The sequence below is a fragment of the Aeromonas sp. SCS5 genome, assembly GCF_001887375.1.
Classification (GTDB): Bacteria; Pseudomonadota; Gammaproteobacteria; order Enterobacterales; family Aeromonadaceae; genus Aeromonas; species Aeromonas jandaei.
The window spans coordinates 211,927-230,287 of the sequence record NZ_LFCS01000002.1; the positions used below are offsets into that span (position 1 = coordinate 211,927).

Consider the following 18,361-nt stretch of genomic DNA (forward strand, 5'->3'; position numbering starts at 1 on the left):
ACCTTGTCCAAACGCGGGTTATTTGAACGCCCGCCCCTCCAGATAGTGTTTGCGGCAGAGCGACACATAGCGATCGTTACCACCGATCTCTACCTGCTCGCCATCGCGCATCACCTGCCCGGCTTCATTGACCCGGGAGTTCATATGCGCCTTGTTGCCACACCAGCAGATGCTCTTCAGCTCTTCGAACTTGTCGGCCAGACAGAGCAGATGGTAGGAGCCGGGAAACAGCTCACCACGAAAATCGGTCTTGAGGCCGTAGGCGATCACCGGAATATCCTGCTCGTCAACGATACGGGCCAGCTGATAGACCTGCTCCTTGGTCAGGAACTGAGCCTCATCCACGATAAAAACATCAATGTGCTTGTTGGCATGGCGCTCTTTGACCATCTCGAACAGATCGCAGGTATCGCTGAACACTTCCACTCTCAGCTCGAGACCCACCCGGGCACTGATCACGCCGACACCGAAACGATCATCGATGGCAGGGGTCATGGCCAGCGGGTGCATCCCCCGCTCCAGATAGTTGAAGTGTGCCTGAATGAGCTGGGTCGATTTGCCTGAATTCATGGTGGCAAACTTGTAGTGCAGTGAAGCCATGATACTGTTCCGAAACTGAATTTATGGGGCGCATGCTAACCAAAGCCCCCGCCAAAACCAAGGGGCCCGTGGGCCCCTTGCTCTATTAATGTTATGCCGTCGCGAGCGCTGGCTGCGCTTTGGCCTTTTTCAGGTGGTAACTGGTAAAGAGCACAAACCAGAGGGCGCTGACACTGAAACCGGCAAACCCGGAGTGCATCAACCCCATCACCAGATAACCGAGAGCCGCACCGAAGGCGATGGCCAGCGCATAGGGAAGCTGGGTCATCACGTGATCGATGTGATGGCAACCTGCCCCCGTCGCAGAGAGGATGCTGGTACTGGAGATGGGAGAGCTGTGATCCCCGAACACCGAGCCCGCCAAAACAGCAGCCAGCATCGGCAGCATCAGACTGATATCGCTGGCCGCAGCCATGTCACCGGCCAGCGGCAGCATGATGCCGAAGGTGCCCCAGCTGGTGCCAGTGGCAAACGCCATGGCACAGGAGAGGATGAAGACCACAGCCGGCAGCACCTCGATTGGCAGATTGCCGTTGGCCAGAGATGCCAGGTACTTGCCGGTCTCCACATCGCGCACTACGGCACCGATGGTCCATGCAAACAGCAGGATATTGATGGCCGGCAACATGGCCATGACGCCTTGCGGGGCGGCCTTGATCCAGTTCTTGGCGCCGAGCTTCAGACGCATCGCCAGACCGATGGAGACCACCAGACTGCAGATTGCACCGTAAACCAGTGAAGAGCCCACATTGGTGTTTTCAAACGAACCGAGCACGCTGAATGGCAGCCCTTTCTCGCTCAGGGCAGCGGCACCCGAGTCAATCATGAAATAGACGGTGGCGGCGGTCAGAGTCAGGATCGGCAGCACCATGTCGATCATGCCGCCATTGCTCTCCTCCGGGCTCTCCATATCCAGACCGATGGGACGCCCCTTGGATTCATCCCACAACTTGCCTTCCAGCGCCCACTGTTCGTGTTGACGCATCGGGCCGATATCAAGCTGAAACGCAATAACGACCAGCACCATGACCAGAGTGAAGACAGCGTAGAGGTTCATCGGGATCATCTCGACAAACGCAGAGATGGGGCTCTGATCGGTCAGACCGTGGGCCGCCATGATGCCGCCAACCAGCGCGATGATATAAGCGCCCCAGGAAGAGATCGGCATCAATACGCAGACTGGCGCAGCGGTGGAGTCCAGCAAATAAGCCAGCTTGGCACGGGAGATCTGGAAGCGGTCGGTCACCGGACGGCAGATAGCACCCACCGACAAGCTATGGAAGAAGTCATCGATAAAGAAGGCAAACACCATCATGCCGGTGAGGGTCTTGGCCCCTTTGCGGGTCTTGGCGCGCTTGGCGGCCCACTCGGCAAAGGCACGGGTTGCACCGGATACGCTCATCAGACTGATGAGGCCGCCAAGCAGCAGCATAAAGAGCAGCATGTTGATGTTATCGCGGTTGAGTGCGCCATCAACCCAGAAAATCTTCAGCACGGTACCCAGCAGATATTGCAGGGAGTCGAGGGGGGAAAACTGATTGAGCAACAAACTGCCGGTTAAAATACCGACGCCAAGCGACAGCAGCACGCGGCGGGTCAGGATCGCCAGGGCGACAGCCAATAAGGGGGGCAGTACGGACCAACCGGAGTCGGCAAAATGACTAATGTCCATGATCTCTTTTCACCTAAAGAAAACAGGTGGAGATCTACCGAGAGGATCTAAAGAAACAAAACCTATGGGGAGGTTATACTCCTCAGCCCCTTCAGGTAGCGCTCCATAGTGGATGACTATGGCAGTCCTGCACCTATTAGATGCAGAACCAGCAGCCCGGTATGATGGCCTGGCCACTTCGGCGCTGACTCCTTTCCTTGTGCATCATCGGCATCACCCTCCGCACAAGTAGTCATAGGCAGCGCGCCTCTACTTAAAGGTATTCGAGAGACATTTTATCCAGCTGGCAGCTTATAGCAAGTTTTTTGATTAAATAATCATGATGTATGACGTTAGTACCCAAAAAGGTAGTCAATTGATGCAGCTTCGCTTCTTTTTTCGACACATCTAACCAATCAAAGCCTCATAAGCATCCATTAATATGATTGAATGTCGAATATAATCTCTCGTGATGACGATTTATCTTCTACTTATTATTTTTGCCCTTCTTGACTTATTTAAAGTGACACGTAAAAATCAGGATGAACATAATATTTCCTTCTGACTTGACGTGGACAATCCTATGAATGAATTTTTGAAAGTGCTGCTTAATATCCGCAGTCTGCGTGCCACCTGCCGTGAACTCTCTCTGGAGCAGCTGGAAGAAGCGCTGGAAAAACTCTCAGCAATCGTTGCCGAACGTCAGCAGGATGAAGCCGCTGAGCGTCAGGCTCGTGAAGAGCATCTGCGCAAAATCAATGAATATACCGAAATGCTGAAAGCTGCCGGTATTGATCCTGCAGAGCTGGTCAGCGCTGTTGCAGCTACTCCAGCCAAGGCAGAAAAAGCCAAGCGCGCCCCTCGCCCTGCCAAATATCGTTATGATGATAACGGCGTAGAGAAGACCTGGACCGGTCAGGGTCGTATGCCTTCTGCTATTGCCAAAGCAGTTGAAGCAGGTAAATCACTGGAAGATTTCGCTATCTGATTTCAGTGATAGATACCAATAAAAAACCTCGCTATTGCGAGGTTTTTTATTGGCTACGTTCTGAATGTTTATCTGCGATCAGTGGCTTTAACCCAGAATACTTCTTGTCCCTCTGACCGGCAGACAAGATAGCGGGCAATGGTAAAGAACCAGTCGCTCATCCGGTTGAGATAGGCCAGCGCATCGGGATTCACGCACTCTTCGCGACTCAGGGTCAACAGCAGGCGCTCGCAGTGACGAACTAGCGTCCGCACCACGTGGGCCTGCGCCGCCGCACGGGAGCCGCCAGGCAGAATAAACTGGCGCAACGGCGGCAAATGTTCGCTGTAGCTGTCGATCTGTTGTTCCAGTCTGACAATCCAGCTCTCATTGACTTGCCAGATTGACTCATTTTGGGCTGCGCTGGAAAATGCCAATTCACCGCCCAGGTCAAATAGCTCTTGCTGCAACAACTGCAGATCCGCCAATAAACCGGCTTCTTGCTGGGGGATCTCGCAAATCAGCAGACCTATATGAGAGTTGAGCTCGTCAATATAGCCATAGGTTTCTACCCGTAAATGATCCTTGGCCAAACGGGTACCATCGGCCAACCGGGTCATCCCCTTGTCACCCTGCCGGGTATATATTCTCATTCTGACATCCTGTTAATAATGGGAATAATCATGGACTCCAACCCGTTGAGCTTGATCTCGTATGCAAGAGCCAATGTCTGGCCCAGTTTACCCGCCGGAAAACCACTGCGGGCCATCCACACCAGATAAGGCTCCGGAATATCGATGATGCGCCGCCCCTGATATTTGCCGTAAGGCATTTTATGGCTCAGGGTAAGCAGCACCTGCTCATCGGATAGCCACTCCATATTAATCGATATCCAGATATTTATGGGTCTGAATAGAGAGTCGCCAATTACGCACAATACAGGTTGCCATCGCGAGCTGGGTGGCTCGTGGTTTCTGACTGATAGGCTGCAATGCGATAACAACATCCGGACGCAGGTTTGCGGTAATCAGCAGAGCGTCAAGCTCTTCGATATGATGTTCTGTTGCCACCGGATGCTTGATCTCATTGGCCCGCTCAAGTGCAGAGACCAGCACCGGTAACCCGCCTTTCATGCCGATCTTGGGTGATACCGTGACCCAGGTCTGCTCATGAGTCTTGATTTCGCTGGTACCACTGGTTTCAATCTGAACCTGATAACCCGCGACCAACAGCGCTGACGAGAGCTCGGTCAGATCGTAGAGACAGGGCTCGCCACCGGTGATCACCACATGACGCGCCTGATAGCCAAGCTCGACAAAGCTGGCGAGGATCTGCTCGGTAGTGAGCTGGCTCCAGCAATCCGACTCGTTGGAGCGATCCAGCACACGCTCTCTGCCCACTTCACGAGCAGGATCGACCACCCAGGTATGTCGGGTATCGCACCAAGGGCAGCCCACCGGGCACCCTTGCAGGCGAACGAAGATGGCAGGCAGGCCGGTAAAGACCCCCTCCCCCTGGATGGTCTGGAATATCTCGTTGATTGGGTAGTGCATCTTGGTCACAGCTTGTTGCAAAAGCCGCGGATTATACCCCAATCATCAGCCAGAGGCAGGCTCATGCTCCGCTTTTCTCACCCAGTCCGGTTTTCTCACGCATTTTGGCCATGATCCCCGCTTTGTCTGCCAGATAACCGTCCAGTCCTCGGCTACGCAGATTACATGCGGGACAGGTGCCACAACCATCGCCCGCGATGCCGTTGTAGCAGGTCAGCGTCTGCTGGCGCACCGTCTCGAGATGGCCATAGTGATCCGCCAGCGCCCAGGTTTCGGCCTTGTCAAGCCACATCAGTGGAGTTTCAAAACGGATACCGCGATCCAGCCCCAGGGAGACCGCCTGATTGAGCGCCTTCACGAACTCGTCGCGGCAGTCGGGATAACCGGAAAAATCGGTCTCGCATACCCCGGTGATCACCGCTTCGGCACCGACCTGATAGGCATAGATAGAGGCCAGCGTGAGGAACAGGATATTGCGGCCCGGCACGAAGGTATTGGGCAGGCCATTATCCTGCAGATCACAGCTCACCGGGATATCGTCACGAGTCAGTGCCGAGATCGCCAGCTCGTTGAGCAAGGTCACATCCATCACCTTGTGAGCCGTGACACCCAGCAGTTGCGCCAGATGACGGGCGGTATCGATCTCTTCCCGATGACGCTGGCCATAGTCGAATGTGATCGCATGAACTTCGTCATAATTGGCCAGCGCCTGCACCAGACAGGTAGTGCTGTCCTGACCGCCACTAAATACCACAACTGCTTTTTTCATACGGAGAACTCCTTGCAATGTCATGTCCGGCGCCCCTCGGCAAAGGCTTGCCACTGGGCATTGAGCCGTTCGAAAAGGGTAAGCAGGGGGGCATAGCGTTCGGGCTCGCCCTCCCATTGAGATAACAGATGGTAGCCCGCCTCTATGGTCGAGAGGGCGTCAGGAAACGGCTTTTTACGAATGGCATATTGCCCTGCGATGGCGCCAAGCCCGATCCGCGGCAAACGGGCCAGTGCCGGGTTGCTCTGCAACATCCGAAAGGCTTTGCGCCAGGTGCCATCGAGCAGAATAAACGCTACGGCTGTCGCACCTGATGAAGCGCTCGCCATCTGCTCTCTGAGATCAGCAGGTGAAATGGCCTCTTCATCCGGCCAGAGCAGATAACAGCGCAAAGAGGGGTCGGCAAGCAGGTCGTTGAGCCACCTATCGCCGGAAAAATCCTCCCCGACCCGGATCTCTGCCTGTTGCAGCGAGGCAGCCAGCAGTACTGCGGTGCCCTTTGGGTGGGCCACTTCATAGGGATGCTGAAGAATGTAGAGAGGCGTACGGTTTTCAAGTGGCACGATATATTCGCACAGGCACGCTTTGAGGGCTCGGGTACAGCGTGTACAGTATCGACTGTTTTTGTCGTTGGGCTGTTTCATGTCGTCAGAAAAATCTGGATTGCTCTGGGTTATCACGCTCTCTCTCACCAGCTTGCTGCTTTTTTTTACCGTGCCGGATCTCCAGCTCTCCTTCGATCGGGCAGAGATTGCTCACGGTGAAGGGTGGCGGATCATAACAGGCAATCTGGCTCATACCAATCTGTGGCATCTGCTGCTCAATCTGGCAGGTTTAATTATCCTCTACAGCCTGTTTCGCGACTACCTGGGCAATAACCGGCTGCCACTCCTGATGCTGCTGCTCTGGAGTGCCGTGGGGCTCGGGATCTGGTTCTGGTGCCCGCACACCCAGTGGTATATGGGGCTGTCGGGCTCACTGCACGGACTGTTTGTCTGGGGAGCCATCCAGGATATCCGTCATGGTCGCCGGACATCGGGCTGGCTGTTGCTGGCTGGCGTGGGGCTCAAGCTGGCAATGGATTTCTACAATGCGGGCGCAAGTCCCGTATCGACCCTGATCGGTGCCAGAGTCCACATAGAATCTCATCTGATTGGTGCAGGTGCAGGCCTGCTACTCGGCCTGCACCCGGTCTCGGTGACGGCCGGGATTACGCCACCGCCAGCTCGCGATTGATGGCTGCCAGCATGGCTGCAGGATCTGCAGCCTGAGTGATGGGACGGCCAACTACCAGATAGTCGGCCCCCGCATCCACAGCGGCTTTTGGCGTCATCACGCGGCGCTGATCACCTGCTTCGGAGCCGCTTGGCCGGATCCCCGGGGTCACCAGCTTGAAATCAGCGCCCAGCAACGCCTTCAGCTCGCGCGCTTCGTTGGCCGAGCAAACCACACCGTCAAGCCCGGACTCTTTGGTCAGCCTGGCCAACCTGATCACCTGCTCGGCAGGGGTCACATCAAGGCCCAGTGGCGCCATGTCGGATTGCTCCATGCTGGTCAGCACGGTCACCCCAATCAGCAGCGGCGCCTTGTCACCGTAAGGCTGCAGCGCATCGACGGCTGCCCGCATCATTCGCTCGCCACCACTGGCATGCACGTTGACCATCCAGACGCCGAGCTCGGCACTGGCGGCTACCGCCTTGGCGACGGTATTGGGAATATCGTGAAATTTCAGATCCAGAAAGACATCAAATCCCTTGTCAACCAGCTGGCGTACAAACTGCGGGCCAAACAGGGTAAACATCTCCTTGCCAACCTTGAGACGGCACTCGGCCGGAGAAATACGTTCAATGAACGCCAAGGCATCAGCTTCGTTCTGATAATCCAGCGCTACCAGTACTTTTGGATCGAGCATCTCACTTCCTATTGATGGTTATTCACCGTCCAGACCACGGATCGGCTTGATGGAACCCCACTGCCGGCAGGATGGACACTGCCAGAACAACGAGTGAGTGGCAAAGCCGCACTGCCGACACTTGTGGGTTGATTTGATTTTGATCTGTTCGCCAACCAGTTGCTGCAACAGCTCGAGACTCTCCTTGGCCGGCCCCTCCTCCGCACTGGCCAGCTGAAAGCCGACCAGTTGGTAAAACCCTTTCATGGAGGGGTGACGACGCAACTGGCGCAGCACCAGAGAGCGAGCCTGACTCAAGCCATCGCGCTCCTCGACCAGCTGGGCCAGAGCCAGCGTAACCGTCACACCGGCGTGCTCTTCAACCGCTTTCTCGAGCAGCGGGATGAGGGTGTGAGTACGCCCCAATTGCTGATAACACTCAAGCAGCTTGGGCATCGCTTCCGAGGCAAAATCGATATCCTGCTCAAATACCCGCAGCAGCTCCTTGCTTGCCTGTTCATACTCCCCCTCCTCCATTGCCAGCTCAGCCAGACGAAGACTGGCACGGGCACAGCCTGAATTGACGCTGAGCGCTCGCTTGAACTTGGCAAGCGCGGTGGACTTGTCGCCATCACGCAGCGCACTTTCAGCCTGCTCGCAATAAAAGTGGGAGATAGGTTCGGCCAGCTTCTTGCCTTGATACTTTTGCAGGCGAACCGCCACCGAGATGGCATTGTCCCAGTCACGCAGTTGCTGATGGATGATCAACAGCTGTGCCAGCGCCGTCTCTTCGAAGTCACTGTCTTCGCACAGCTCGTTCCAAAGCGCTTCGGCCCGGTCCAGCAAGCCAGCGGCAAGAAAGTCGCGGGCCAACTCCTGCAGCGCAAGCTGGCGCTGCTCGCGAGTCAACTGGCGGGTGACCAGGTTCTGGTGAATCCTAATGGCTCTGTCTACCTCGCCACGCTGGCGAAACAGGTTGCCGAGAGAAAGATGGGTTTCGATGGTTTCACTGTCCACTTCCAGCAGCTGGATAAAGAGATCCACCGCCTTGTCGGATTCATCGGACAGCAAATAGTTGAGGCCCGCCACATATTGGCGGGAAAACTGGTTACTCTGTTTCTGGGTGTCCTGGCGAACACTCCTGCGCCCCATGTACCAGCCATAACCGGCGGCAATGGGCAACAGCAGGAAAAGCAGTTCAAGCATTGAGGAACATTATTCCTTACCCGCTGAACGGGCCAGCTCCAACTCGCGGGTTTGACGACGCATGGTGCGGTTGAGGGTGCGGTTTTGCAGCTTCAAACGCAGGAAAAGCAGGCCGAAGACCAGCCAGCCCAGCATGAAACCACCGGCAAAAAAGAATCCCAACAGCATGGCGAGGGAGAATTCGCCCTGAGCAATCAGGTAATTGAACTGAACCAGTTGGCCATTTTGTGAGCCTAACGCCAGGGTGAGGACAAACACCAGCACCAGCGGAATGAGGGCCAAAACACGCTTCATAAGAGCTCCCTGTCAGTATCTAATGAGAGGCTGATTATCCTTAAAATCACAGGCAGACTCTAGAGTGAATGGGAAAAGAGTTTGATAAACAAGATGGTTGGCACGATTTGTGTGCCAAAAACAAAAAAGGCATACCCGAGGTATGCCCATTTTCGCATTATTCGATGATGTTGACGCGCTCGCGCAACTCTTTGCCAGGCTTGAAGTGCGGGACATATTTCCCGGTCAGTTCAACCTTGTCCCCGGTCTTGGGGTTGCGGCCCACACGGGGCGCACGATAGTGCAGTGAAAAACTGCCGAATCCACGGATTTCAATCCGGTCGCCGTTTTGCAAGGTCGACGCCATCTGCTCAAGGATCTCCTTGATGGCGGCTTCGACATCCTTGGCCGGCATATGCATGCGGCTGGCTGCCAGTTGTTCGATGAGATCTGATTTGGTCATAACGTTAAATCTCCTTCCCCGATCACATGCAATAATCATTTTGCCAGGATAAAAAAGGGCGGCGCAATGCCGCCCTTTTCTTGCATCAAGGATTACTCACCCTTGGCGGCTTTGAACGCTTCAGCCATAGCATTGCTGAACACAACTTCTTCTTGCTGGTTCAGGTTATCGATAGCAACGCGCTCGTCAGCTTCGTCCTTAGCACGGACAGACAGGCTTACGGTGCGGTTCTTACGATCAACGCCCATGAATTTAGCTTCAACTTCGTCACCAACAGACAGCACCAGAGTGGCGTCTTCTACGCGGTCACGAGCAGCGTCGGAGGCACGCAGGTAGCCTTCTACGCCGTCAGCCAGTTCGATAACGGCACCTTTGGCATCAACCTCGGTAACCTTACCCTTCACAATAGCACCTTTCTTGTTGTCAGACAGGTACTTATTGAACGGGTCTTCTTCGATCTGCTTGACGCCCAGGGAGATGCGCTCACGCTCCGGGTCAACTTGCAGAACAACGGCTTCGATCTCGTCGCCTTTCTTGAATTCACGAACTGCTTCTTCGCCCTGGTTGTTCCAGGAGATGTCAGACAGGTGAACCAGACCGTCGATGCCGCCGTCCAGACCGATGAAGATACCGAAGTCAGTGATAGACTTGATCTTGCCGGAAACACGATCGCCTTTGGCGTGAGTTTCGGCAAACAGCTGCCACGGGTTGGATTTGCACTGCTTCAGACCCAGGGAGATACGACGACGCTCTTCGTCGATGTCCAGAACCATCACGTCAACCACGTCGCCAACGTTAACAACTTTGGACGGGTGGATGTTCTTGTTGGTCCAATCCATCTCGGATACGTGTACCAGGCCTTCAACGCCTTCTTCGATTTCAACGAAGCAGCCGTAGTCGGTCAGGTTGGTCACGCGGCCAGACAGACGGGTGGTCTCCGGGTAACGCTTGGCGATAGCAACCCACGGATCTTCGCCCAGTTGCTTCAGACCCAGAGATACACGGGTACGCTCGCGGTCGAACTTCAGAACCTTGACAGCGATCTCGTCGCCAACGTTGACGATTTCGGAAGGATGCTTAACGCGCTTCCACGCCATGTCGGTGATGTGCAGCAGGCCGTCAACACCGCCCAGATCTACGAATGCACCGTAGTCGGTCAGGTTCTTGACGATACCCTTAACTTCTTGACCTTCTTGCAGGTTAGCCAGCAGGCTTTCACGCTCGGAGGTGTTCTCGGTTTCGATCACTGCGCGACGGGAAACAACAACGTTGTTGCGCTTCTGGTCCAGCTTGATGACTTTGAACTCGAGTTCTTTGTTTTCCAGGTGAGCGGTGTCACGGATCGGACGCACGTCAACCAGAGAACCCGGCAGGAAGGCACGGATGCCGTTCAGTTCAACGGTGAAACCACCCTTGACCTTGCCGTTGATGATACCGATAACGGTAGCTTGCTCTTCGTAAGCTTTTTCAAGCTGCAGCCAAGCTTCGTGGCGCTTGGCTTTTTCGCGGGACAGCTTGGTTTCGCCGAAACCATCTTCGATAGAGTCCAGAGCCACGTCAACGGAGTCACCTACGTTGATTTCCAGCTCGCCCATGGCGTTCTTGAATTCTTCAGCCGGGATAGCGGACTCGGATTTCAGACCGGCGTCAACCAGTACGAAACCGTTCTCGATAGCAACGACAGTACCCTTGACGATGGAACCTTGACGGGTTTCAACGGCGTTCAGGGACTCTTCAAAGAGTTGAGCAAAAGATTCGATCATTAGTTTATGTCACAAATGAAACATCCACTTGTCATCCAGCACAAGCGGGGTTGTTTTTAATAATCTGCGCCATCCATGGTGCAGACGACCGGATGTCAGCTTGCGCTGGCATCTCCGAGTTGTTGCTCTGCATAGGCGAGCACTGTTGCCAGTACCTCTTCTATGGTCATGGTGGTTGAATCCACCACAAGAGCATCTTCTGCCGGTTTCAGAGGGGCAACGGCGCGATTTCTATCGCGATCGTCACGCTCACGGATCTCGGTTAAAAGACACTCAAAGTTAACATCAAAGCCCTTATCTTGCAACTGCTTATAGCGGCGCTGAGCCCGTTCTTCGGCACTTGCGTCGAGGAAAATCTTCACTTCGGCTTCAGGAAAAACCACTGTGCCCATATCACGGCCATCGGCAATCAAACCAGGCGCCTGACGAAATGCCCGCTGACGGCGCAGCAGCGCTTCACGCACGCGCGGGAATGCCGCGATTTTACTGGCGGCGTTGCCGACCTGCTCGGTCCGGATGGTACGGGAAACATCCTCCCCCTCCAGGATCACCTTGACCAGATCACCTTCCACCTGAAACTGCACATCCAGATTGGCGGCCAGCGGCACCAGCGCGGCTTCGGAATCGAGCTCGACATCATGATGCAGGGCAGCCAGTGACAACACCCGATAGATGGCGCCAGAGTCGAGCAGGTGCCAACCCAGCTTTTCTGCCAGCAACTGGCACAATGTGCCCTTGCCCGCACCACTTGGGCCATCAATTGTCATTACGGGGGCCATCTGAGGCATAACTTCTCTCCTGCACAATGTTGCTCCCGCTCATTGGAGCGAGTTAATGGGCGCCGATTATACCCGAATGTGCCGGCGCTGGCAGTTATCTGTCACCAGATTTGCGCAAAAGGGGAAAATAGGGATACCAACGACGCCATCTGTTGATTTGCTTCACTATTTCATTAATCAATGCAGGGACTTGTTCTTATGGTCGTCATCTAGAAGGCGCGCTAAACTGAGCCCCTTTTTCTGAGCAGTTGTAGTAAGGAGCAACCTATGAGCAGCGTTACCCTAGTGGCCAAATCCAAGTTGCCAACCCCTTGGGGCACCTTCACGCTGGTAGGTTTTCAGGAAACCGGCACAGGCAAGGATCACGCAGCCCTGGTGATGGGCGATATCACTGGCGCCGAACCCGTTCTCGGGCGTATTCACTCCGAATGTCTGACCGGTGATGCTCTGTTCAGCTTGCGCTGTGATTGCGGTTTCCAGCTGCAGGCCGCATTGGAGAACATCGCCAAGGCAGGCCGTGGCGTGCTGTTGTATGTCCGTCAGGAGGGTCGCGGTATCGGCCTTTTGAACAAGATCCGCGCCTATCACCTGCAAGATCAAGGCGCCGATACCGTTGAGGCCAACGTAGCGCTCGGCTTTGCCGCCGACATGCGCGACTACACCATTTGTGCCGACATGCTCAAACAGCTGGAGGTGCAATCCCTCAAGCTGATGACCAACAACCCGCGCAAGATGAAGGCGATGGAATCCTTTGGCATTCCGGTGGCCGAGCGAGTTCCCCTGCAGGAGGGGCGCAATCCCCACAACGAATTCTACCTCTCGACCAAGGCCAGCAAACTGGATCACATGTTGAAAAAGTGATGTTGGCTGACAGTGATGCTGACCGGCAATGAAAAACGCCTCCCTGCGGAGGCGTTTTTTTTATTTGTAGTACAGGCTTCTCAGCGCTCAGGCAAGGTGGCCAGCAGCGCCTGCCACTCCCGCTGATTAGGTGCGGCAAGATACTCATCAAGCCGCTCATGGCTGAGCGTCGGTACAAGCCGCGCAATAAAATCATAAAGATAAGCCGGTACAAATGCCCCTCTGCGCAGGCCAATTGCCGCCATACCGGCCGGCAGATCGAGCAGCGCCTTCATCACCAGATCATCATCGCGACCCGTTTCTCGGGCCAGCATGGCCATGATGCCAAACCCCATCCCCTGCCTGACATAGGTTTTGAGCACGTCGCTGTCACTGGCCAGACAGGCTATGCGATGCTCTTCATGGGCTGACGTTGGTGCCAATGATCGTCCGTCACTGATCAGCGCCACATTACCCAAGTCAGCCAGGGAACTCGGCGAGCGTGCCGCCACAGGATGGCTCGCCGGCACCACCAGCCCCCGCTGCCAGCGAAAGCTCGGCAGGATCAGCAACCCCTCGTCGCAATGATCTTCGATATCATCAAGCAACATCAGGTGAGCGCTACCGCTTTGCAGGGCACTGCAACATGTTGCTGCATCTCCCTGCATCAGGGTGAGCGTCACCTTAGGAAAACGGGCGACAAACCCCTTGATTAAGTCGGGCAGGATATAGCGGGCTTGCAGATGGGTCGCTGCGACGGTGAGCTGTCCCTGTTCCGGGTGGATATGAGCCCTCGCCATCGTCTTGATGGTTGCCACCTTCTCCAGCACGTCGGTCGCGACCTTGATCACCTCCTGACCGATCGGGGTGATCCGGGTCAGATGCTTGCCGCTTCGCTCGAAGATCTGGATGCCAAGCTCATCTTCCAGCATCCGTACCTGCTTGCTGATCCCGGGCTGGGAGGTATAGAGGCTCTCGGCTGTCGCCGACAGATTAAGGCCGTGATTCGCCACTTCGACGATATAACGCAGTTGCTGCAGCTTCATGGCGCAATCCTCTGGCTGAGACACCACTAATAGTAATCAACTTTTGCCAGCCCACGGTCGACACGGCCCGGCCCCATCAGGCAGGGCGATCTTTGAGCAAGAAATCGCGCAGGGCACGGTTGGCCATGGAGAGCGGATCACCCCGTCGCCACGCTACGCAGAGATCGAGAAAAATCGGAGGTTCGAAAGGCACGCCGCACAAGTCCGGCTCTTCCTCCAGCACCATCCGCAAAAAGGTGGTCACGGCAAAACCCTGACGCACCACCGCCTTGAGCAGGGGGATCAGGTTGCTCTCGAAGGCGATGTCGGGCTCAACCCCCAGCTTCTGCGCCAGCGCCTCCATGTGCTCCCGGTGGTAAAAGCCACGCCGGAACAGTGCCAGCTCCTGAGTAAAGAACTGGGCAAGCGTGACGGATGCTGCACCGCGCAGCGGATGATCCTCCCCCACCACCATCAGCATCTCTTCGCTCAGCAGATGGGCCCCTTCAATGGCCGGGGGCAGATCACTGGTGATCAGGATGGCGAGATCCAGAGTGCCATCCACCATCCGGCTCAGCAGCTCCCGGGTGCCCGCCTCCTCCACCCGGATCTTGAGTCCGGGATAGTGGTGTTTGAAAGCCATCAGGCGCGAAGGAAAGTAGTAAGAGCCCATCATGTAGGGGATCCCGATACGCACCTCCCCCCGCTCCAGCCCCTTGAGCTCAGCCATCTCGGACTCAGCCTGGTGCATCTGCAACAACAGGCGCTCGGCGTGGCGACAGAGCACCTCCCCCTCCGGCGTCAGCCGTACCGCCCTGTCCTGACGGTCAAACAGGCGCAGCTCGAGCTGCTGCTCCAGCTTGGCAATAGCCATGCTGATGGCGGGTTGGGCAACATGCAGGCTGTGGGCCGCCCGGGTAAAAGAACCGGCATCCCTGACCGCCAGCAGATAGGTGAGTTGTTTCAGGTCCATGTATCAATTCATCTTATGAGATGGATAACTTAAATATATTATATTTATATCTAGGCGTACCTTACCCTGATGAAAAATGGTCAGGACGATATGCAATGATCGAAGCCGGTAGTCGTGAATGGATACGCGCCACCCTGGCGCTCAGCCTGGGATCCTTTCTGGTCTTTCTCAATCTCTATCAAACTCATCCCCTGCTCCCGCTGCTGGCTCAGGTCTTCTCGGTCAACTCGCTCGCCGCCAGCTGGACGCTGGCCGGTTGTACCGCCGGGCTCGCTGCCTCCCTGCTGCTCTGTGCCCGACTGGCGGATCGCCACGGCCGTCGCCAGATCATGCTGGGAACCCTCACCCTGGCCATCATGCTCTCCCTGCTGATCCCGCTAGTAGAGCAGTTTCGCATCCTGCTCATACTGCGCGTGCTGCAAGGTGCGCTACTGGCGGGCCTGCCGGCAACAGCTATCGCCTATATGGGCGAGGAGTTCAGCAAGCGGGCACTGCTCTCGGCGGTCGGGGTCTATATCGCCGCCAACTCCCTTGGCGGGATCGCAGGACGCGTGGTGGGCGGGCTGCTGGCCGGCTGGTTTGGCGACTGGCAACACACCTTCCTCGGGGTCGGCGTGATCAGCCTGTCGCTCTTGCCGCTGGTCTTCTGGCTACTGCCAAAACAGGCTCGTTTTGTTCCCGTCAATCCGGCTCCGGGCCAGTTTGCCCGCGCCCTGCGTGGTCATCTGACCAACCCGCTACTGGTGGGTGCCTATCTGATTGGCGGACTCAACTTCATGGTCTTCTTGAACCAGTTCAGCTATCTCACCTTTTTGCTGGCCAAGCCCCCCTTCTCCCTGCCGACCCAGTGGCTCGGCATGCTCTTTCTCACCTATCTCTCGGGTACGGTCGCCTCTTCTCTCAGCGGTCGCTGCGCCAATCGCTGGGGAGCACAGCGCATGTTGCTTGGCGGCATTGCTCTCATGGCGCTCGGTAGCCTCTGCTTGCTGCAAGGCACTCTGCCCGCCATTTTGAGCGGCCTGCTCATCTCGAGCTTCGGTTTTTTCATGGCGCACGCCTGTGCGAGTGCCTGGGTCGGCCACCATGTCGAACACAACCGGGCGCTCGCCTCCTCCCTCTATCTGGTGGCCTACTATCTGGGCGCCAGTCTGGGCGGGCTCTACCTCCACCCCTTCTGGGAGAAGGGAGGGCTGTGTGGTCTGGTGCTGGGGATCGAGCTGGTGCTGCTCCTGACCGCAGGCCTTGGGATCTGGCTCGGCCGCCTGAAACAACGCGGCGAGCATGGGCTGACGCCTCACCACTTCGCATAAGCAAAGAAAAAGAGAGGGGCACCCGGGTGCCCCTCTCTTCATCTGATATCAATCTTCCAAGCCCTTAGTGGGTCTCGAAATAGTCGTCAGGTACCGCCACCACGGCACCAGTGACCACTTCTTCGGCGATCACCTCCGCCAGCGGGCGCAGGTGAAACTTGATCTGTCCGGAGGGTAGCATCAGCGCCACATCGGGATTGCGACTATCCAGCATGTTGCCGGTTTTGAAGGGAAGCTCGGGATGGCGCTCCACCAGCGCCTGAAGGGAAGGCACCACCAGCTCGATATGCTCAAGCCCGGCGTGATGATTGCGGCCCGGTTTGGGCGCGGCCAACTCGATACAGGGAACGCGTACCGCTCCGACCTGTACTGGCTGATGCAGCTGATAAGTAGCGATGGGGCGGCCACCAATCATCCCCTCCACCAGCAACTCCCCTGCCCCCGTCAGCAGCTCGTCGAGACGCTGATATTCGGGCAAGGTGGCGGCACGATAGCAGAGGTGATCGATGTGAGGTTCAGTGAAAGAGAGGCCACATTCGGCCAATTCTGCCAACAACTGGGAAACAAAAGGGGCCATCGGCCCCAGAGTAGAATCGAGTGGGTGAGACATGCTTACCATTTCTTCTTGGGTTGAAACAGGACATCGAGCTCGTCGGCTTCCTTGTCCTTGATATTTTGCAGATCCTGCGCGCTGTTTTGCTGCTGCAGCTCTTCGAGCTCCTTGAGCCCCTGCCGCATATCCTCTTCACGAGCCAGCAGATAGGGATCCTTGTCCACTACGCTGGCCATGGCGGAGAGCCCTTTGGTGTAGAGCTGGCGGCAAGTGCCGTACTGGCCCTGAATGCGGGCATCCATCGCCCGCTTGACCAGATTCGAGATGTTGATCTTGAGCTGCATCAGCTCGAGGCGGCGATCTTCCTGGGCAAACCCTTGCGGATCAATCTTGCCCTTGTTGTGCTCGACCCGCAGCACGGCCCGCATCTTCTTGACCAGCTGCAGCATCTGGATGGCCTGGCGATCGGACTCGGGCGTCTTGAAGTGCCCCTCATCCTGCGCGCTGTAGTTCTCCTGCACATTCTTGATCTGGGTCTGCACATCAACGATGCGCTGCTTGATCTGGCTGTTTGGCATCACCTGGGCAATGGCGCGATAGGCATCCAGAATGCGGTGTTGCATCAGCAGCACCATGTTTTTGGAAAAGGGCACCAGATTGACGTTCAGCAGCACCTCTTCGGTCTCGTCAGCCACCGTTTTGTGTCTGGCAACCGCGTGGCGCTTGTCCGACTCAGCTTTCTGCTTATATTGCTGCACCACGTTATAGGCGATAACCAAAAACAGGAGTGCGCCAATAGACAGCAATACCAAAGTTAAAATCATAGGATGTTCAAACCCCTGTCCCAATCCAATTGCGTGATCCTACAACAGCTTACCCACTTAAGGTAGCCTGCAGATCCCCCCTTGCCCACGATTTGTCACCAAGCTGGGCGGCAGCTCCCGGGGAGATGGCAGGATCAAGAGGGAGCGCACAAGATGCACGCTCCCTTTTAGTATCGCCCATCAGGCTCATTACTTGAGGTTAAAGCCTCGGGATTGCAGGAAGCCCAGCATAAAAGGACGGGACTCCTTGGTCAGGATGGCGCGGATCTGACCGCTCCAGGTCTGTTGCTTGTTGTTGCTGCTGCGAGCCTGATAGTAGGCCTCAATCTGCTGATCGTAGTGAGCCAGCAAGTCGCGATCCAGCTCGCGCTGATAGCGCTCCTGATGCACAACCAGTGCCCGTGGCAAACGGGGTTTCTGCTCAGGCTGCTGGGCAGGATGACCGAGGCAGAGGCCAAACAGCGGGATCACCCGATCAGGCAAGCCCAGCAGCTCGCTCACCTCGGCCGGATGGTTGCGAAGTCCACCAATATAAACCCCGCCCAGCCCCAGAGACTGCGCCGCCAGCAGGGCATTTTGCCCCATGATGGCACCGTCGATGGCACCGATCAGCAACTGCTCCGCATAGCCGGTCTGGGCATCGGGCACTATCTGGCCGTGGCGGTGGTAATCGGCACAAAACACCAGAAACTCCGCCGCTTGTTCAACATAGGGTTGATTGCCCGCCAGCTGTGCCAGCTGCTTGCGCGCTTCAGGCCCGGTCACCCGAATGATGCTGGTCACCTGCAGAAAACTTGAGGTCGATGCCGACTGGGCGGCGGCCAGAATGGCATCCAGCTGCTGCGAGCTGATGGGCTCGGCAGTGAACTGACGAATGGAACGATGGGAAAGGATAAGAGCGATGGTCTGATTCATGGCACC

General features: G+C 56.3%; 22 protein-coding genes and 1 riboswitch. Of the genes, 4 read left to right on the forward strand and 18 right to left on the reverse strand.

Annotated features, from left to right (window positions below):
* Nucleotides 1–18 precede the first annotated feature (18 nt).
* Both BS300_RS02540 and BS300_RS02545 read right to left on the reverse strand, forming a co-directional pair.
* Nucleotides 19–600 carry a thymidine kinase gene (locus BS300_RS02540; protein WP_041207468.1) on the reverse strand — a complete coding sequence of 194 codons (582 nt, stop codon included), beginning with the start codon at nucleotides 598–600 and terminating at the stop codon, nucleotides 19–21.
* A 91-nt stretch (nucleotides 601–691) separates the two neighbouring features.
* The gene (locus BS300_RS02545; RefSeq protein ID WP_071910575.1) at nucleotides 692–2,272 is read right to left on the reverse strand and encodes a Na+/H+ antiporter NhaC family protein; all 1,581 of its coding nucleotides are present in this window, start codon (nucleotides 2,270–2,272) and stop codon (nucleotides 692–694) included.
* 88 nt (nucleotides 2,273–2,360) lie between these two features.
* Nucleotides 2,361–2,532, reverse strand: a riboswitch (Lysine riboswitch).
* A gap of 302 nt (nucleotides 2,533–2,834) precedes the next feature.
* On the opposite strand from BS300_RS02545, the gene BS300_RS02550 reads away from it, so the two are divergent.
* Complete coding sequence (locus tag BS300_RS02550; RefSeq protein WP_033114565.1) at nucleotides 2,835–3,239, forward strand: H-NS family nucleoid-associated regulatory protein; 405 nt, start codon at nucleotides 2,835–2,837, stop codon at nucleotides 3,237–3,239.
* Between the two features lie 68 nt (nucleotides 3,240–3,307).
* Here BS300_RS02550 and BS300_RS02555 read toward each other — a convergent pair whose 3' ends face one another.
* From BS300_RS02555 to BS300_RS02575, 5 genes are all read right to left on the reverse strand, one after another.
* Nucleotides 3,308–3,871: a cob(I)yrinic acid a,c-diamide adenosyltransferase gene (locus BS300_RS02555; RefSeq protein WP_071910577.1), complete on the reverse strand. Its 564-nt coding sequence runs from the start codon at nucleotides 3,869–3,871 to the stop codon at nucleotides 3,308–3,310.
* Complete coding sequence (locus BS300_RS02560) at nucleotides 3,868–4,098, reverse strand: DUF3820 family protein (protein WP_033114563.1); 231 nt, start codon at nucleotides 4,096–4,098, stop codon at nucleotides 3,868–3,870. Before BS300_RS02560 ends, BS300_RS02555 begins: the two co-directional genes overlap by 4 nt.
* A gap of 1 nt (nucleotide 4,099) precedes the next feature.
* Nucleotides 4,100–4,771, reverse strand: a complete 672-nt coding sequence (queE, locus tag BS300_RS02565; RefSeq protein ID WP_071910690.1) for a 7-carboxy-7-deazaguanine synthase QueE — start codon at nucleotides 4,769–4,771, stop codon at nucleotides 4,100–4,102.
* 61 nt (nucleotides 4,772–4,832) lie between these two features.
* Complete coding sequence (gene queC, locus BS300_RS02570) at nucleotides 4,833–5,540, reverse strand: 7-cyano-7-deazaguanine synthase QueC (protein WP_071910579.1); 708 nt, start codon at nucleotides 5,538–5,540, stop codon at nucleotides 4,833–4,835.
* 20 nt (nucleotides 5,541–5,560) lie between these two features.
* Nucleotides 5,561–6,184, reverse strand: coding sequence for a tRNA-uridine aminocarboxypropyltransferase (locus BS300_RS02575; RefSeq protein ID WP_071910582.1), 624 nt, complete (start codon nucleotides 6,182–6,184; stop codon nucleotides 5,561–5,563).
* Between BS300_RS02575 and rrtA the strand changes: the two genes are divergently transcribed.
* Nucleotides 6,183–6,776: a rhombosortase gene (gene rrtA, locus BS300_RS02580; RefSeq protein ID WP_083593339.1), complete on the forward strand. Its 594-nt coding sequence runs from the start codon at nucleotides 6,183–6,185 to the stop codon at nucleotides 6,774–6,776. The genes BS300_RS02575 and rrtA overlap by 2 nt on opposite strands.
* Here rrtA and pyrF read toward each other — a convergent pair.
* The 6 genes from pyrF to cmk all read right to left on the reverse strand — a co-directional run bounded on the left by pyrF (nucleotide 6,751) and on the right by cmk (nucleotide 11,924).
* Nucleotides 6,751–7,452: an orotidine-5'-phosphate decarboxylase gene (gene pyrF / locus BS300_RS02585; protein WP_071910584.1), complete on the reverse strand. Its 702-nt coding sequence runs from the start codon at nucleotides 7,450–7,452 to the stop codon at nucleotides 6,751–6,753. The two genes, rrtA and pyrF, sit on opposite strands and share 26 nt — an antisense overlap.
* Before the next feature lie 18 nt (nucleotides 7,453–7,470).
* Nucleotides 7,471–8,637, reverse strand: coding sequence for a lipopolysaccharide assembly protein LapB (lapB, locus tag BS300_RS02590; RefSeq protein WP_071910587.1), 1,167 nt, complete (start codon nucleotides 8,635–8,637; stop codon nucleotides 7,471–7,473).
* Between the two features lie 9 nt (nucleotides 8,638–8,646).
* Nucleotides 8,647–8,931: a lipopolysaccharide assembly protein LapA domain-containing protein gene (locus BS300_RS02595; RefSeq protein ID WP_033114557.1), complete on the reverse strand. Its 285-nt coding sequence runs from the start codon at nucleotides 8,929–8,931 to the stop codon at nucleotides 8,647–8,649.
* Between the two features lie 157 nt (nucleotides 8,932–9,088).
* Complete coding sequence (ihfB, locus tag BS300_RS02600) at nucleotides 9,089–9,373, reverse strand: integration host factor subunit beta (protein ID WP_005299934.1); 285 nt, start codon at nucleotides 9,371–9,373, stop codon at nucleotides 9,089–9,091.
* 92 nt (nucleotides 9,374–9,465) lie between these two features.
* Nucleotides 9,466–11,136 (reverse strand): 30S ribosomal protein S1, encoded by a 1,671-nt coding sequence (gene rpsA, locus BS300_RS02605; RefSeq protein WP_005299919.1) that lies wholly within the window; start codon nucleotides 11,134–11,136, stop codon nucleotides 9,466–9,468.
* A gap of 95 nt (nucleotides 11,137–11,231) precedes the next feature.
* The gene (gene cmk, locus BS300_RS02610; RefSeq protein WP_041207460.1) at nucleotides 11,232–11,924 is read right to left on the reverse strand and encodes a (d)CMP kinase; all 693 of its coding nucleotides are present in this window, start codon (nucleotides 11,922–11,924) and stop codon (nucleotides 11,232–11,234) included.
* Between the two features lie 258 nt (nucleotides 11,925–12,182).
* Between cmk and ribA the strand changes: the two genes are divergently transcribed.
* Nucleotides 12,183–12,776 carry a GTP cyclohydrolase II gene (ribA, locus tag BS300_RS02615; RefSeq protein ID WP_033114555.1) on the forward strand — a complete coding sequence of 198 codons (594 nt, stop codon included), beginning with the start codon at nucleotides 12,183–12,185 and terminating at the stop codon, nucleotides 12,774–12,776.
* Nucleotides 12,777–12,856: 80 nt separating this feature from the next.
* Here the strand turns inward: ribA and BS300_RS02620 are convergent, their stop codons facing one another.
* Both BS300_RS02620 and BS300_RS02625 read right to left on the reverse strand, forming a co-directional pair.
* Nucleotides 12,857–13,801, reverse strand: a complete 945-nt coding sequence (locus BS300_RS02620; protein WP_071910589.1) for a LysR substrate-binding domain-containing protein — start codon at nucleotides 13,799–13,801, stop codon at nucleotides 12,857–12,859.
* Between the two features lie 76 nt (nucleotides 13,802–13,877).
* A complete protein-coding gene (locus tag BS300_RS02625) occupies nucleotides 13,878–14,753 on the reverse strand; it encodes a LysR substrate-binding domain-containing protein (RefSeq protein ID WP_071910590.1) in 876 nt (291 codons plus the stop codon).
* Between the two features lie 95 nt (nucleotides 14,754–14,848).
* Here BS300_RS02625 and BS300_RS02630 point away from each other — a divergent pair, with 95 nt between their 5' ends.
* On the forward strand, nucleotides 14,849–16,063 hold the full coding sequence (locus tag BS300_RS02630) for an MFS transporter (protein ID WP_071910592.1): 1,215 nt from the start codon (nucleotides 14,849–14,851) through the stop codon (nucleotides 16,061–16,063).
* A gap of 64 nt (nucleotides 16,064–16,127) precedes the next feature.
* Here the strand turns inward: BS300_RS02630 and BS300_RS02635 are convergent, their stop codons facing one another.
* The 3 genes from BS300_RS02635 to nfsA all read right to left on the reverse strand — a co-directional run bounded on the left by BS300_RS02635 (nucleotide 16,128) and on the right by nfsA (nucleotide 18,355).
* Nucleotides 16,128–16,682, reverse strand: a complete 555-nt coding sequence (locus BS300_RS02635) for a VOC family protein (RefSeq protein WP_071910594.1) — start codon at nucleotides 16,680–16,682, stop codon at nucleotides 16,128–16,130.
* The gene (locus tag BS300_RS02640) at nucleotides 16,676–17,440 is read right to left on the reverse strand and encodes a hypothetical protein (RefSeq protein WP_041207454.1); all 765 of its coding nucleotides are present in this window, start codon (nucleotides 17,438–17,440) and stop codon (nucleotides 16,676–16,678) included. Before BS300_RS02640 ends, BS300_RS02635 begins: the two co-directional genes overlap by 7 nt.
* Before the next feature lie 189 nt (nucleotides 17,441–17,629).
* Nucleotides 17,630–18,355 (reverse strand): oxygen-insensitive NADPH nitroreductase, encoded by a 726-nt coding sequence (gene nfsA / locus BS300_RS02645; RefSeq protein WP_071910596.1) that lies wholly within the window; start codon nucleotides 18,353–18,355, stop codon nucleotides 17,630–17,632.
* Between the last annotated feature and the right edge of the window lie 6 nt (nucleotides 18,356–18,361).

Coding starts and splice junctions, on each gene's coding strand:
- BS300_RS02540 (WP_041207468.1), bottom strand. CDS start 600: ATGGCTTCACTGCACTACAAGTTTGCCACCATGAATTCAGGCAAATCG.
- BS300_RS02545 (WP_071910575.1), bottom strand. CDS start 2,272: ATGGACATTAGTCATTTTGCCGACTCCGGTTGGTCCGTACTGCCCCCC.
- BS300_RS02550 (WP_033114565.1), top strand. CDS start 2,835: ATGAATGAATTTTTGAAAGTGCTGCTTAATATCCGCAGTCTGCGTGCC.
- BS300_RS02555 (WP_071910577.1), bottom strand. CDS start 3,871: ATGAGAATATATACCCGGCAGGGTGACAAGGGGATGACCCGGTTGGCC.
- BS300_RS02560 (WP_033114563.1), bottom strand. CDS start 4,098: ATGGAGTGGCTATCCGATGAGCAGGTGCTGCTTACCCTGAGCCATAAA.
- queE (WP_071910690.1), bottom strand. CDS start 4,771: ATGCACTACCCAATCAACGAGATATTCCAGACCATCCAGGGGGAGGGG.
- queC (WP_071910579.1), bottom strand. CDS start 5,540: ATGAAAAAAGCAGTTGTGGTATTTAGTGGCGGTCAGGACAGCACTACC.
- rrtA (WP_083593339.1), top strand. CDS start 6,183: ATGTCGTCAGAAAAATCTGGATTGCTCTGGGTTATCACGCTCTCTCTC.
- BS300_RS02575 (WP_071910582.1), bottom strand. CDS start 6,184: ATGAAACAGCCCAACGACAAAAACAGTCGATACTGTACACGCTGTACC.
- pyrF (WP_071910584.1), bottom strand. CDS start 7,452: ATGCTCGATCCAAAAGTACTGGTAGCGCTGGATTATCAGAACGAAGCT.
- lapB (WP_071910587.1), bottom strand. CDS start 8,637: ATGCTTGAACTGCTTTTCCTGCTGTTGCCCATTGCCGCCGGTTATGGC.
- BS300_RS02595 (WP_033114557.1), bottom strand. CDS start 8,931: ATGAAGCGTGTTTTGGCCCTCATTCCGCTGGTGCTGGTGTTTGTCCTC.
- ihfB (WP_005299934.1), bottom strand. CDS start 9,373: ATGACCAAATCAGATCTCATCGAACAACTGGCAGCCAGCCGCATGCAT.
- rpsA (WP_005299919.1), bottom strand. CDS start 11,136: ATGATCGAATCTTTTGCTCAACTCTTTGAAGAGTCCCTGAACGCCGTT.
- cmk (WP_041207460.1), bottom strand. CDS start 11,924: ATGCCTCAGATGGCCCCCGTAATGACAATTGATGGCCCAAGTGGTGCG.
- ribA (WP_033114555.1), top strand. CDS start 12,183: ATGAGCAGCGTTACCCTAGTGGCCAAATCCAAGTTGCCAACCCCTTGG.
- BS300_RS02620 (WP_071910589.1), bottom strand. CDS start 13,801: ATGAAGCTGCAGCAACTGCGTTATATCGTCGAAGTGGCGAATCACGGC.
- BS300_RS02625 (WP_071910590.1), bottom strand. CDS start 14,753: ATGGACCTGAAACAACTCACCTATCTGCTGGCGGTCAGGGATGCCGGT.
- BS300_RS02630 (WP_071910592.1), top strand. CDS start 14,849: ATGATCGAAGCCGGTAGTCGTGAATGGATACGCGCCACCCTGGCGCTC.
- BS300_RS02635 (WP_071910594.1), bottom strand. CDS start 16,682: ATGGTAAGCATGTCTCACCCACTCGATTCTACTCTGGGGCCGATGGCC.
- BS300_RS02640 (WP_041207454.1), bottom strand. CDS start 17,440: ATGATTTTAACTTTGGTATTGCTGTCTATTGGCGCACTCCTGTTTTTG.
- nfsA (WP_071910596.1), bottom strand. CDS start 18,355: ATGAATCAGACCATCGCTCTTATCCTTTCCCATCGTTCCATTCGTCAG.